This window comes from Pseudomonas sp. fls2-241-R2A-110 (genome assembly GCF_030209165.1).
Classification (GTDB): Bacteria; Pseudomonadota; Gammaproteobacteria; order Pseudomonadales; family Pseudomonadaceae; genus Aquipseudomonas.
Window position 1 is genome coordinate 74,337 of the sequence record NZ_JARVSN010000018.1, and the last position, 14,000, is coordinate 88,336.

At 59.6% G+C, this 14,000-nt stretch carries 10 protein-coding genes; 3 read left to right on the forward strand and 7 right to left on the reverse strand.

Features of this window, described 5'->3' with window-relative positions; genetic code table 11:
- Positions 1–4 precede the first annotated feature (4 nt).
- Both pqqE and QRN31_RS14425 read left to right on the forward strand, forming a co-directional pair.
- Positions 5–1,147, forward strand: coding sequence for a pyrroloquinoline quinone biosynthesis protein PqqE (gene pqqE, locus QRN31_RS14420; RefSeq protein ID WP_285432999.1), 1,143 nt, complete (start codon positions 5–7; stop codon positions 1,145–1,147).
- Positions 1,113–2,945 (forward strand): alpha/beta hydrolase family protein, encoded by a 1,833-nt coding sequence (locus QRN31_RS14425; protein ID WP_285432647.1) that lies wholly within the window; start codon positions 1,113–1,115, stop codon positions 2,943–2,945. Before pqqE ends, QRN31_RS14425 begins: the two co-directional genes overlap by 35 nt.
- Positions 2,946–3,060: 115 nt before the next feature.
- On the opposite strand, the gene QRN31_RS14430 is transcribed toward QRN31_RS14425, so the two are convergent.
- The 3 genes from QRN31_RS14430 to QRN31_RS14440 all read right to left on the reverse strand — a co-directional run bounded on the left by QRN31_RS14430 (position 3,061) and on the right by QRN31_RS14440 (position 5,107).
- Entirely contained in the window at positions 3,061–3,219 is a 159-nt protein-coding gene (locus QRN31_RS14430; protein ID WP_007904205.1) for a YqaE/Pmp3 family membrane protein, read from the reverse strand.
- An 83-nt stretch (positions 3,220–3,302) separates the two neighbouring features.
- Entirely contained in the window at positions 3,303–3,623 is a 321-nt protein-coding gene (locus QRN31_RS14435; protein WP_285432648.1) for a helix-turn-helix domain-containing protein, read from the reverse strand.
- A 251-nt stretch (positions 3,624–3,874) separates the two neighbouring features.
- Entirely contained in the window at positions 3,875–5,107 is a 1,233-nt protein-coding gene (locus tag QRN31_RS14440; protein WP_285432650.1) for an aspartate aminotransferase family protein, read from the reverse strand.
- 169 nt (positions 5,108–5,276) lie between these two features.
- On the opposite strand from QRN31_RS14440, the gene QRN31_RS14445 reads away from it, so the two are divergent.
- Positions 5,277–6,206, forward strand: a complete 930-nt coding sequence (locus QRN31_RS14445) for a LysR family transcriptional regulator (RefSeq protein ID WP_285432651.1) — start codon at positions 5,277–5,279, stop codon at positions 6,204–6,206.
- A 227-nt stretch (positions 6,207–6,433) separates the two neighbouring features.
- Here QRN31_RS14445 and QRN31_RS14450 read toward each other — a convergent pair whose 3' ends face one another.
- The 4 genes from QRN31_RS14450 to QRN31_RS14465 form a co-directional block, all read right to left on the reverse strand.
- Positions 6,434–8,212: an acyl-CoA dehydrogenase C-terminal domain-containing protein gene (locus tag QRN31_RS14450; protein WP_285432652.1), complete on the reverse strand. Its 1,779-nt coding sequence runs from the start codon at positions 8,210–8,212 to the stop codon at positions 6,434–6,436.
- A 187-nt stretch (positions 8,213–8,399) separates the two neighbouring features.
- Entirely contained in the window at positions 8,400–10,196 is a 1,797-nt protein-coding gene (locus QRN31_RS14455; protein WP_285432653.1) for an acyl-CoA dehydrogenase C-terminal domain-containing protein, read from the reverse strand.
- Between the two features lie 90 nt (positions 10,197–10,286).
- Positions 10,287–11,576, reverse strand: coding sequence for a GGDEF domain-containing protein (locus QRN31_RS14460; RefSeq protein ID WP_285432654.1), 1,290 nt, complete (start codon positions 11,574–11,576; stop codon positions 10,287–10,289).
- Between the two features lie 146 nt (positions 11,577–11,722).
- Positions 11,723–13,849 carry a cytochrome-c peroxidase gene (locus QRN31_RS14465; protein ID WP_285432655.1) on the reverse strand — a complete coding sequence of 709 codons (2,127 nt, stop codon included), beginning with the start codon at positions 13,847–13,849 and terminating at the stop codon, positions 11,723–11,725.
- Positions 13,850–14,000 lie beyond the last annotated feature (151 nt).

The following is a 14,000-nucleotide window of genomic DNA, read 5'->3' on the forward strand; positions in this document are numbered from 1 at the left end:
TTCCGTGTCAGACACGTTACCGCCAAAACCTGAAATCGGCTTGCCGCTCTGGCTGCTCGCCGAGCTGACGTATCGTTGCCCGCTGCAATGTCCCTACTGCTCCAATCCGCTGGACTTCGCCGAGCAAGGCAAAGAGTTGAGCACCGAGCAGTGGATCAAGGTTTTCCGCGAAGCACGGGAGATGGGCGCCGCGCAATTGGGCTTTTCCGGCGGCGAACCGCTGGTGCGCCAGGACCTCGCCGAACTGATCGCCGAGGCGCGCAACCTGGGTTTCTACACCAACCTGATCACCTCCGGCATCGGCCTCACCGAGCAGAAAATCAGCGACTTCAAGAAGGCCGGCCTGGACCACATCCAGATCAGCTTTCAGGCCAGCGACGAACAAGTGAATAACTTGTTGGCCGGCTCGAAAAAAGCCTTCGCGCAGAAACTGGAAATGGCCCGTGCGGTGAAAGCCCACGGCTATCCGATGGTGCTGAACTTCGTGACGCATCGGCACAATATCGACAAGATCGACCGGATCATCGAGCTGTGCATCGCCCTTGAGGCCGACTTCGTCGAGCTCGCCACATGTCAGTTCTACGGTTGGGCGCAGCTCAATCGGGTCGGCCTGTTGCCGACCAAGGAACAGCTGGTCCGCGCCGAACGCATCACCAACGAATACCGCGCCAAACTCGAAGCCGAAGGGCATCCGTGCAAGCTGATTTTCGTCACGCCGGACTACTACGAAGAGCGCCCGAAAGCCTGTATGAACGGCTGGGGCAGCATCTTTCTGACAGTCACGCCGGATGGCACCGCACTGCCGTGTCACGGTGCCCGACAAATGCCAGTGCAGTTTCCCAATGTGCGCGACCACACCATGCAACACATCTGGTACGACTCGTTCGGCTTCAACCGCTTTCGCGGTTACGACTGGATGCCCGAGCCGTGCCGCTCCTGCGACGAGAAGGAAAAGGACTTCGGCGGCTGCCGTTGCCAGGCGTTCATGCTCACGGGTGACGCGAGCAATGCCGACCCGGTGTGCAGCAAGTCCGAACATCACGGCGTGATCCTCAAGGCCCGCGAAGAAGCCGAGCACGCGACTCAGACCATCGAACAACTGGCCTTTCGCAATGAACGAAACTCACGACTCATCGCCAAAAGCTGAACCCTTCAGCGCAGCCCGGGCCGTCGCGGCGGGTATCGACTTCGCCGAGTTGCAGGTCGGCAAACACGGCCTGTTCTGGAACGAGTACCGTCCCGAAGACGCCGCCTGCCGGATCTGGCATTGGCACGATGGCCAGGCGCAGTGCCTGACACCGGCAGGCTTCAGCGTGCGCAGTCGGGTGTACGAATATGGTGGTGGCGCGTTTTGCCTGACCGATGACGGGATTGTTTTCGTCAACGAGGCGGATCAGCAGCTGTATCAGCAATCCATGGCCGGCGAGGCGCCTGAAATGCTGACGTCGGGGGAGTGCCGTTACGGCGACCTGCAGTTCGCCAATGGTCAGGTTCTGGCGGTTGAAGAGCATCGTGATCGGCATCGACTGGTGGCGATTGATGTAGCGGACGGCAGTCGACATCTGCTGGCCGAAGGCGCTGATTTCTACGCCGCGCCGACACTGAGTCCCGACGCGCAACGATTGGCGTGGATCGAATGGAGCCGCCCGGATCAGCCATGGACCGCGACCCGATTGATGATTGCCGAACGTAAAAGCGAGGGTGGTTTCGCTCAATCGCGTTGCGTGGCGGGCGATGGTGCTCAGGAGTCGCTGCAACAACCTCGTTTCGATAGCAGCGGCCGTCTGTTTTGCCTGACCGATCGCGGCGGTTATTGGCAGCCTTGGGTGGAGTCGGCAGACGGCCTGAGCCCGCTGCCGAGCGCCGCCGCCGATCATGGACCGGCGCCGTGGCAGTTGGGTGGCAGCACTTGGTTGCCGCTGGGCGACAGCAACTACCTGGCAAGCTGGACGGAAGGCGGGTTTGGTCGTTTGGGTTTGTGTGGCGACGTCAGTGAAGATTTCACTGGCAACTACAGCCGCTTTCGCCATCTCGCCCTCGATGAGCAATTCATTTACTGCATCGCCGCCTCGCCGGTCAGTCCCGCAGCGGTCATTGCTATCGACCGCACTACGCGGCAGGTCAACGTATTGGCCGGAGGCATTGCCCCGTTGCCCGCCGAACAGATCAGCGTCCCACAAACCCTGCGCTACCCCAGCGGCGCGGGAGAAGCTCACGGTTTCTTCTATCCGGCGATGACCGCAGACGCAACGCCGCCGCTGGTGGTGTTCATCCACGGCGGCCCGACTTCGGCCTGCTACCCGATGCTTGATCCACGCATCCAGTACTGGACGCAACGCGGTTTCGCCGTGGCCGACCTCAACTACCGTGGCAGCAGCGGCTATGGCCGGGCGTATCGCCAGGCCCTGCATTTGAGTTGGGGTGAGGTGGATGTGGAGGACGCCTGCGCCGTCGTCGCTTATCTCGCCGGACGCGGATTGATCGACGGCGACAAGGCATTTATTCGCGGTGGCAGTGCCGGCGGCTACACCACGCTTTGCGCATTGGCCTTTCACAAGGTCTTCCGCGCTGGTGCCAGCCTCTACGGGGTCAGCGATCCGGTTGCATTGGGGCGCGCGACCCACAAATTCGAAGGCGATTATCTGGATTGGCTGATCGGCGATCCGCTGCTCGATGCCGAACGCTACGCTGCGCGAACGCCGCTGCTGCATGCGCAGAACATCAGCGTGCCAGTGATTTTCTTTCAGGGCGAACTGGACGCCGTGGTGGTGCCGCAACAGACCCGCGACATGGTCACCGCGCTGCAGGACAACGGGATTCTGGTGCAAGCGCATTACTACGCCGACGAGCGCCACGGTTTTCGCAAGGCGCGGAACCAGGCACATGCGCTTGAGCAGGAAGGGTTGTTTTATCGGCGGGTGATGGCGCTTGGAGGCAATGCCTGATTAGCGGCGCGTCCATCGCGAGCAGGCTCGCTCCCACATTGGATCTGCGGTGTTGCAGAAATCCCTGCAGGGAGTGAGCCTGCTCGCGATAGCGGTCTATCTAAGGTCGCTAAACTCAGCGCTTGGCGATGATGTACACCGCATGCACGATCCCCGGAATGTAACCGCACAACGTCAGCAGAATATTCAGCCAGAACGCGCCGGCGAAACCGACTTGCAGAAACACACCCAATGGCGGCAACAGAATGGCAATGATGATTCGAATAAAGTCCATGGGGTAGCTCCTGATTGAAGTTGGCTCGTGTGAGCCACACAGTCAATCGACCAGCGTCATTCGTCAGGGTTCAGTGCGGACCATCAGGCCAATATCTCAAGACCGTGTTTCTGCACGATGCTCAACAACTTCAGCGCCATGCCACTGGGGTGTTTATCGCCTGCCTCCCATTTCTTCACCGTCGAAGCACTGGTGTTCAAATAACGAGCGAACACGGGTTGGCTGACATTGTTGCGCTCGCGCAGCGCTTTAATCTGCTCTGCATCAATTGACTCTGGCATCGTTGCAAGGCACGACTCGTCGAATTCGCGCATGGTTGCCTTGCTGATTGCTCCGACAGCAAACAGGGCACTGGCCGATTCGTGTATCGATTCAGACACTTCACTTTTGAATTTTTTACTCATGATTTATCTCCACGAATTCCTTCATATCCAGCAGGCGCTGGATTTCCATCTCGGTCAGCCCAACGTATGACTTGGCTAACTCGCTCTAGTCGGCCAACTGTCTCAAAAAGCCATTTATCGAACGGTCGCTCAAGCGCTTATTGCATCTGGCAAAACGCAGAGACAAAAAAACGCCCCACGCGAAAGATCAAACGTGGGGCGATGCGTTATTACCGCGAGACGGTTCGGAAATTCGTGTAGGTCGGGTCTGATCAGACTGCGATCCCTTTGCGGCATTGCAATTGCGCGGTGCGCACTCGGGAGAAGGCGCGGGCCAGTCGCAGGAGCATTTCGTCGACGTTGGCCTTGCTGACGGTGAGCGCCGGGGTAAAGCGCAGGCAGTCAGGTTGCGGGGCGTCGAGCAGCAAGCCTTCGTACAACGCTGATTTGACGACGGCATCAGCCGAATCTTCGGACAGGCTCAGTCCCCAAAGTAATCCTTGCCCGCGTAACTCACCGTGACCATAGCGATGGGACAAACGCTGCAGGCCTTCGCGCAGGTGCTGGCCGGTTTGCCCGACATGATCGAGAAAGCCCTGGTCTTGCACACTGTCGAGGATCACCAGCCCGGCGACCGTCATCAGCGCGTTGCCGTGATGGGTGCCCGCCAAGTCGCCGATGTCGAAACAGCACGCCTTGCCTCGCGCCAGCAACGCCGCCAAGGGTACGCCACCACCGAGCCCGCCACCCAGGACAACGATGTCTGCCCGAACGCCGTAGTACTCTTCGGCAAGCAGAGTGCCGCAGCGGCCTATACCGGTTTGTACTTCGTCGAGGATCAACAGAATCCCAAGCTCCCGGCACAGGCGTTCGACACCTTTGAGGTAAGACTCGGTGGCTGGAATCACTCCGGCTTCGCTCTGGATCGGTTCAAGCATGATTGCCACGGTCCGGGCATCGACCGCCGCGTGCATCGCCGCAAGGTCATTGAAAGGGACGTGGTGGTAGTCCCCAGTGGATGCCATCCCCGGACGTCGGCCATTACTGGCAACGATAATCCGGGAAGCCCCACCGCGATGTCGTTGACCCCATTTACGCGCCAGTTGAACTGCGGCATCACACGCCTCGCTGTCGCTGTTGAGCAGGTAGGCCTGATCACTGCCGGTTCTGGCGCAGAGTTGCTCGGAAAGGCTGAGCATGCCGCGGTTATGCAGGCCGAATCCCGGATTGATCAGCGACCGGGCCTGCTCCGAAATCGCGTTGACCAGCACCGAAGGGCTGTGCCCCAGGCTATTGGCGCCACCGCCCTGTGAGAAATCGAGGTACGCACGGTCATCGCTGTCCCACAACCACGAGCCCTGACCTCGAACGAATATCTGCTTCGGCCGCTCGACACTGGGCATCAGGTACTCACTGGAAAGGCTGATGCTGCGCGGTTGCTGGAAGGTGTCGACGGCCAAATCATCAAGGCTTAGCGGATTGCGCCGCAAACTGAACAAATTCATACAAAAAAACCTCGCTTGAGATTTTTTGTCTTGCCTATGCAAATACTATCGACATAAACGGTATTCATCGCGCTCTATGGCCCTGTAAGCCTTGTGAATGCGGTTAGACTAGGCCCACACAAGGCGTTGAGCCATTTCGATTTCCGAGCATTTTCGATAAGCGCACCTTATGGATTTCAAGCAACTGCGTTATTTCGTCGCGGTCTACGAAGAAGGCCATGTGGGTCGGGCCGCCGAGCGACTTTCAATCTCCCAACCGGCACTGTCCCAGCAGATTCGTCATCTGGAACAAAACCTCGATGTGAGCCTGTTCGAGCGCAGCAGCAAACGCCTGTTGCCCACGCTGGCCGCGCACACGCTGTACAACCACGCCCTGCCCTTGCTCGACGGCTTGCAAAGGGCGCGCGAGGCGTTGGGCAATTTCAAGGGCCAGGCGTTGCGCACCTTGGCCATCGGCGTGCTGCAAACGGTTCACAGCAGTCTGGTGCCCCAGATGCTTGAACGTGTGCGCAAGGCGCAGCCGCACCTGGTGGTGCAGATTTATGAATTGACCGGGCTGGAGATTGAACGCCGGCTGCTCAATGGCTCCCTCGATATCGGTATCAGCTACTTGCCGCCCCGTCAGCCGGGTCTGCACGGCGTGATGCTGTACGAGGATGAACTGACGCTGGTCATCCCGGCGGACCACCCGTTGCGTGAATTCAAGAAAGTCTCGATGAGTCAGGCCGCCGAATTGCCGATGTTGTTGCTCGGTGAAGAGTTTCAGGTACGGCAGATCTGGCAGACACAACTGGCCAATCTGGGACGGCGTCCGCAGGTGCAGGCGGAGTTGAACAACATGGCGGGGATACTCGACAGCTTGCCCCACACGCGGCTGGCGACGGTCCTGCCCGGGCGCTCGCAAAAGGCGCTCGGCAACAATGAACTGCTTTGGAAACCACTGACCGAGCCGCGGGTGCCGCTGAAAGTCGGGTTGGTGTGCCGGGATGTACAACGGCAACAAGCTTCGCTGGCCCTGTTGCGGACATTGCTGGAGGAAGTCATGAATGGGCCGGATGACCGCTTGAACAGCGCGCCAACCCTCGACGCACTGAGCTGAATACTTTTCTGCAGGCAAAAGAAAACCCCGCCGAAGCGGGGCTTTGCAGACTGTTTCCCTGACATCCATTTCACTCCGCCGTCCTGGCAGAATCCTACGTGTCCGTGTTGTTGCTTTGCGCTTCCTGCGCGACGTCCATGTGAAGTAGATTAGCTCTGGATCCAATCTTCGCATATGGGAGAACAGCAGTACGTCATGTAAGAGAATGCTTACATGACGCTACAGGGTCAGAATTGTGCGGCGTCCAGCAGGAACAGTGATTCGCTGCCAGCCTTCACCGACGCGCTCAACGAGTGAATTCTCGGCAGCAGGCGGGCGAAGTAGAACCGCGCCGTGCCCAACTTGCTCGCGTAGAAATCGTCCTGCGCTTCTTTGCCCACGGCTGCCTTGGCCATCAACGCCCACATATATGCGTAGGCTACGTAACCGAAGGTTTGCAGATACTCGACCGACGCAGCGCCGATTTCGTTCGGGTTACTTTTCGCGCGATCCAGCAGCCAGGCGGTCAGTTCGTCGAGGGTGGTCACGGCATCGTTCAGCGGCTTGGTGAACTCTGCCAGGTCAGCACTGGCCGTGGCGGTGAAATGACGGATCTCGTCAGCAAACAGATTGTAGAACGCACCGCCGGTGCCGACGATCTTGCGTCCGACGAGGTCCAGCGCCTGAATGCCGTTGGTGCCTTCGTAGATCTGGGTGATACGCACGTCGCGCACCAGTTGCTCCTGGCCCCACTCGCGGATGTAACCGTGGCCGCCGAAAATCTGCTGGCCGTGGACCGTGGTTTCCAGCCCCAGATCGGTGAGGAACGCCTTGGCCACCGGGGTCAGCAGTGCCACCAGGTCTTCCGCACGCTTGCGGGTGGTCGCGTCTTCGCTGAACTTGGCGGTATCGAGTTGCATCGCCACGTAAGTCGAGAAGGCACGGCCGCCTTCGTTCGAAGCTTTCATGGTCAGCAGCATGCGCCGCACGTCCGGGTGGACGATGATCGGGTCAGCGACTTTGTCTTTGTTCTGCGCGCCAGTCGGCGAACGGCTTTGCAGACGGTCGCGGGCGTACTCGATCGCGTTCTGGTAGGAGCGCTCACCCGTGGCCAGGCCCTGGATACCGACGCCCAGACGCTCGTAGTTCATCATCGTGAACATGGCTGCCAGGCCTTTGTTCGGCTCACCGACCAGATAACCCACGGCTTCGTCGAAGTTCATCACACAGGTCGCGGACGCCTGGATGCCCATCTTGTGTTCGATCGAACCGCAGTTCGCCGGGTTGCGCGCACCCAGGCTGCCATCGGCATTGACCATGAACTTCGGCACCAGGAACAGCGAAATGCCTTTCGGCCCCGCCGGTGCATCCGGCAGCTTGGCCAGCACCAGGTGGATGATGTTTTCGGTGAGGTCGTGTTCACCACCGGTGATGAAGATCTTGGTGCCGCTGACTTTGTAGGAACCGTCGGCCTGAGGTTCGGCCTTGGTGCGGATGATCCCAAGGTCCGTGCCGGCGTGTGGCTCGGTCAGGCACATGGACCCGGCCCAGACGCCCGCGTACATATTCGGCAGGTAAGCGGCTTTCAGCTCATCGCTGGCGTGGGCGTTGATCGACAGGCAGGCGCCGGCGGTCAACATCGGGTACAGACCGAACGACAGGCTCGCGGAGTTGACCATCTCTTCGACTTGCGCCGAAACCGCCTTGGGCATGCCCATGCCGCCGTAGGTCGGATCGCCACCGACACCGACCCAGCCGCCTTCAGCGTAAGTCTGATAAGCCTGCTGGAAACCCGCCGGCGTGGTGACGGCACCATCCGCCCAATGGCAACCTTCTTCGTCAGCCGCACGGCTCAGCGGCGCGATGCTTTTGCTGGTGACTTTGCCGGCTTCTTCGAGAATGGCCTCGACGGTTTCCGCATCGACGGTATCGGCCAGCGCAGGCAGTTCGGCCCAGAGTTTGGCGACCTCGAATACTTCATTGAGGACGAAGCGCATATCGCGCAGGGGCGCTTTGTAGTCAGCCATGGCAAACCTCGCAAGATCTTTACAGGTGATTCGTAGGAATAGTGCTTTCGTTGGGTCAGAGTGTACCCCAACAACTTTTGTGACACATAGGGTCAGCCGGTGACCATTTTGTAATGTTTAGTCACTGACTAAACAGTCATGAAAAAGCCCGCGATAGCGCGGGCTCCTGTGTCACCGGTTTTAAGGATTAAAGCGCAAATAACTCGGCCGGCAGCTTCATCAGGCAATCACTGCCCGCTTCAATGGCGGCGCGATGAGCGGCGGTGCGCGGCAGCAATCGCTTGAAGTAAAACTCGCTGGTCGCCAGTTTGCCCTTGCAGTAATCGGCATCGCCACTGCCAGCATCGAGTTGGGCCTGGGCTACCAGCGCCATGCGCAGCCACAGATAGCCGAGGATGATGTAACCGCTGTACATCAGGTAATCCACCGATGCAGCACCGACTTCGTCCGGATTTTTCATCGCGGCCATGCCGACCTTGGTAGTCAACTCGCCCCACTGCTGGTTCAGCTCGTTGAGCTGTGCCACGTAGCTGGCCAGTTGCGGATGTTCAGCGTTCGCTGCGCAGAACTTGTGGACGATTTTGGTGAAGCCCCGCAGCAGCTTGCCCTGGCTGCCAAGCACTTTGCGCCCGAGCAAATCCAGCGCCTGAATACCGTTGGTGCCTTCGTAGATCGGCGCAATCCGGCAGTCGCGAACCAACTGCTCCATGCCCCATTCGCGAATGAAGCCGTGACCGCCGAACACTTGCATGCCGTGGTTGGTCACCTCCAGCCCGGTGTCGGTCATGAAGGCTTTGCAGATGGGTGTGAGGAACGCCAGCAGGTCCTCGGCGTCCTGGCGCGCGGATGCATCCGGGCTCAGATGCGCCGCGTCCAACAGCTGCGCGGTGAAGTACGTCAGCGCACGATTACCTTCGTTGAAGGCTTTCATGGTCAGCAGCATCCGCCGCACATCGGGATGAACGATGATCGGATCGGCGACTTTTTCGGGGGCTTTCGGACCGGTGAGCGAACGCATTTGCAGGCGATCATTGGCGTACTTGATCGCCCCCTGGAAGCTAGCCTCGCCCAGACACAAGCCCTGCATCCCGGTGCCGAGCCGCGCATGATTCATCATGGTGAACATGCAGTTCAGGCCTTTGTTCGGCTCACCGATCAAGAAGCCCTTGGCCTCATCGAAGTTCAGCACGCACGTGGCCGACGCCTTGATACCCATTTTGTGCTCGATGGAGCCGCAGGAAACGCCATTGCGCTCGCCCGCTTCACCCTTGGCATTGGGTAGGAATTTGGGAACGATGAACAACGAAATACCCTTGGTGCCCGCCGGAGCGTCCGGCAGTTTCGCCAACACCAGGTGAATGATGTTGTCGCTCATGTCGTGTTCGCCGGCAGAGATGAAAATCTTGCTGCCAGAGATCGCAAAGCTGCCGTCGGCCGCCGGCACCGCACGGGTCTTGATGATGCCCAGGTCGGTGCCGCAATGGGCTTCGGTCAGGCACATGGTGCCCGTCCATTGGCCTGCGGTGAGCTTGCTCAGGTAAGTGCTTTTCTGTTCTTCGGTGCCGTGGGCGTGGATGGCTGACATCGCGCCGTGGGTCAGGCCAGGGTACATGCCCCAGGAGGTGTTGCTGGAGCCGACCATTTCGCTGATAACCAGCCCCAGCGAACTCGGCAGGCCCTGGCCGCCATACGCCGGATCAGCCGCCAGACCATGCCAGCCGCCTTCCACGTATTGTGCGAATGCCTGCTTGAAGCCTGTAGGCGTCGTCACCACGCCATTGTCGAAATGGCAGCCTTCTTCGTCGCCGCTGCGATTGAGCGGCGCAAGGACGTTCTCGCAAAACTTCGCGCCTTCTTCGAGGATCGCATTGACCATGTCCGGGCTGGCGTCGGTCGCGCCCAGCGCTGCGTAGTTGGTGTGGAAGTCGAAGACGTGGTCGATCAGAAAGCGCATGTCGCGCAAGGGGGCTTTGTACTCGGGCATGGTCATTTCTCCGTCAGCAGATCGCTCAAACCTACTGCCGCCCACCACGCCTCACAATCACAGTCCAGACGCTGAATGCGCCATCATCACTCAACCCGCAGCGGTGTCCATGCGTACCGCGCCACGACGGCTCTGACCGAACGCCACCACACAGTTTCGCCCGGCACCCTTGGCGCTGTAGAGCGCCTCATCCGCGGACTTGAGCACTTTTTCAGGGGTGCGCTGTTCCACTCGCTCAGCGACACCAATGCTGACGGTGACCGACACACTGGCAGCGCCCGGGCCCGAGCGCCGCTGACGACCTTGCTGATCGTCCTGAGGGCGACTGTCCTGGTTGCGCAGTTGAATGTTGTACGTGGCGATGGATTCGCGAATGACTTCCAGGTGCGGCATGCACTCTTCAAGCGTCTTGCCCGCGAACACCAGCGCAAATTCCTCACCACCGTAGCGATACGCCCTACCGCCCCCGCCGATTTTCGACAGCTTGCTGGCGACAAGTCGCAACACCTGGTCGCCGACGTCGTGTCCGTGGGTGTCGTTGAATTTCTTGAAGTGATCGACGTCGCTCATGGCCAGCACATAATTGCGCCCCAACCGCTGCATCCGCTCGTTCAAGGCACGACGCCCCGGTAAACCGGTCAGTTCATCGCGAAAGGCCATTTGGTAGGCCTCGTGGGCGACCGCCGCCGCAATCATCAGCATCACCTGACTGCACATGATGTTCAGGGTGAACGGCAGGATGAACGTTTTCGGCAGCGCCCAGAACAAACCCAGCAAACCCACCAATTGCGCGGCGTGCAAGGGTCTCGGGTTGCGCCAGTATTGCCAGCTCAGCAACAGGAACGATGCGATGAACACCGGATAGGACAGCTGGATCAGGCTCATCCACGCGCCATGCAGGGCTGGCCAGCGAATCTCCGACAGCCATAGCAGCAGAGCCTGTGGGTAACTTTGCTCCAGGCCCAACGCGATACTGCCGACGGCCAGCAAGACAGCGAAGCGCGCCACCATGTCCTGAAACAAATGGGTGCGTTCCTGCCAGGCAGCGAACACACCGAACATCAATGGCAACAGCAGGCAACACAAGTGAAACACCACGGCAGCGTCATCGCGGACTTTGCCGTTGTCGCGGTAATAGTCGGTCTGCGTGTCGAGCAGGAAGTAGGCGATGTACACCGTGACCATCAGAAACAGCTCTCGCTGACGTCGGTAAACCGCGCAATACGCACCACCGAGCAACAGCACCAACGTTGGCAGCACGTTGAACAGTGAGGTGAAGAAGACGTTGAGATCCTTGACGTAGGCAGCCGCCAGCCCCGCAAGCAATAGCAGTAACGACGGTAGGAAATGGCTGAAACGTACAGCTGAAGAACGCGGCAAGGGTAAAGCTCCGACCGTCATAACAATAGATGGCATTGTGCCCACGTACTGTAACGGCAGAAACGCTGACTTGCTGAGTCAATTGCCAGGTTTTTTTAGCGAGTGCGTTACTGGCCGCAACGGTGCGGCCAGTAACGGTCATTCCATCAGAGGTCGTTGTAGAACGGCAGCAACGGTCCTTCTTCAACTTTGCGCCCTTCGGCCCCTACCTGCTTGAGCGTTATCAGCGCATCCGTCGCCTGGCGGGTGGTGATTTTCGGATTGACTGGCCGTAGCGACACAGAGTTTTCGTCACCCACCTCTCCTTGTGGGATGACCAGCGATGGGTGATCGAATGGCGCCCGCTCCCAGGCGACACGCGGATCGGTCAACCCGACTTCCATGAATTTGACCAAGGCATCCACCTCATCGGGCGTCAGGTTCAGCGGGGTCATGTCCGGATCGAGGTTGGAGGTGTTGTGCTGATTCGCACTCGGATGATCGAATCCGCTGGTGTTGTTTGCCTCCGAGCCACGCCGGTCGCCGCCGCGGTTGTAGAACTCCATGACCTGTTTAAGCGTCGCCCGGCTGCCATTGTGGAAATAGGGTCCGGTCAGCGCGATGTTGCGCAAGGTCGGGGTCTTGAATGCGCCATCGACAGCATCGTGGAATCCGACATTGGGCTTGAGCGTCGGATCACAAGGCAGTCCCGCGCTCAACAGCACCTCAAACTTGCACACGTCGACGTCCAGCGGATCGGGCACACTGCCGCCTTTGAGCTGAGTGTTGTATTCACGAGTGAATGACAGCGGGTTGCCCCAGGCATCCGACCCACCCAGTGCCAGGTCCTCGGAGGTCGGACGCACCCCTGTGTTGTAGAAACCGTTGTCGTACAGCGCGATCAGGTTGTCGGCCATCAACATCCGTTCGATACGCTCGCGAGGATGAAACAGCAAACGGCTGGCGGCGTTGGTCAGTTCGGCGCCGCCGTGGCAACTGACGCATTTGCCCTTGCCGAGGAACAGCTTCATGCCCTCGACTTGCTGGGCGTTCAGTGCCTGTTGATTACCCTGCAAGTAGGTATCCAGCGGCGCCTGATCGGAGACCAGCGTGGCTTCGTACATCTGAATGGCCAGCCCGAAGAACAGCGGGAAGTTGGCCTCCATTTGGGTGTACGGCGCACCGCCCAGCGAAACCTGTTGGGTTGCGTTCCACAAGCGTGGATGGAAAGCGGCCTTGATCAGTTCACGGTAGGTGGGACGGCGAGCGCCGGAGACCGGGCCAAGAACCGAATCGGTGGAAGAAATCCGCTGTTGTTTGAGCATCAGCGTGTCGAGCATCCGCCGTCCAATATCGGCGAAGGTACGCCCGCCGCAGGACATTTCGACCGGGCTGCCGGGTGGGCCCACGGCCTGGGACGCCGCGGAGGCATCATTAAGGGCGAGCCGCACTTTGGTTGCCACCCCGCTGCGATCGCTGGTGACGAAAATCCCGGCATCGGGATCACGGTTGCCGAACGGCGAGAAGCCATTGAAGACATTGTTGGCCCGACCGTCCCAGAAGTTGCGAACGTTGAACACGGCGTTGATGACGGTAGGCGCATTGCGCCCGGTGCTGCGGCGCACGTTGATGCCGCCCACCTGGAAGATGCCGTCCGGTTGCTGTGTGCACTTGTCGAAACGCGCCTGGCGCGGCTTGACGAAGTTGGCGTCGAACACGCCTTGTGAGCCAACCACGTCGTCAGTCGAGTGAAGGATCGGCGAATTGCGATCCAGCGGATCAGCCAGCACATGGGTCGGGAAGTCGGTTTTCTTCAACGTGTAATTCGGGCCGCCCTTGCCGCCGGACAGGGTGGCATAGGAAGCCACATCGCCAGGGATGTTGGACGCTATGAACGGCTTGTTGAAGATCGATGCGACGTTGGCGTTGGTGTTCGCCAGGCCGGGGTTGATCTGGTTGGTAATCCGGTGATCTGCGCCCGCGTGAAAGTGGCACGACGCACACGCCGTCGAGCCATCGCTGCCGATCTCCATGTCCCAGAAAAGAGCCTTGCCCAACAGGACCGCCGCGCTGCGATTGAGCACGTAGTCGGTCATCAGATCGACCTTTCGCCCGCCTTCAGTTCCCGAAGGGTCGGGCGGGACGATCCCGTGCAGCGACTGCAAGGTGGGGACATCCGGCGCGGTTGTGACAATCTCTGGTGCTGTCGCGGCAAACGCGCAGTTGCAAACCAGACTGACTGCGATCGCGCAGGCAAAGTTGGAAGTACGAAGGATGCTCAAGGGCTTCACCATGATGACATTCTCGATTCAGTACGGAGTAGCCAGGCTCCGGGGTTTTCCTGTTACGAGATGAACTCATCGCCACACATCTTGCTGCTTGCACCAGTAGTTACACCACTCGAAAGGGTTCAGGGCAAAGCAAAGCTTGACTGGCAAAGTACTC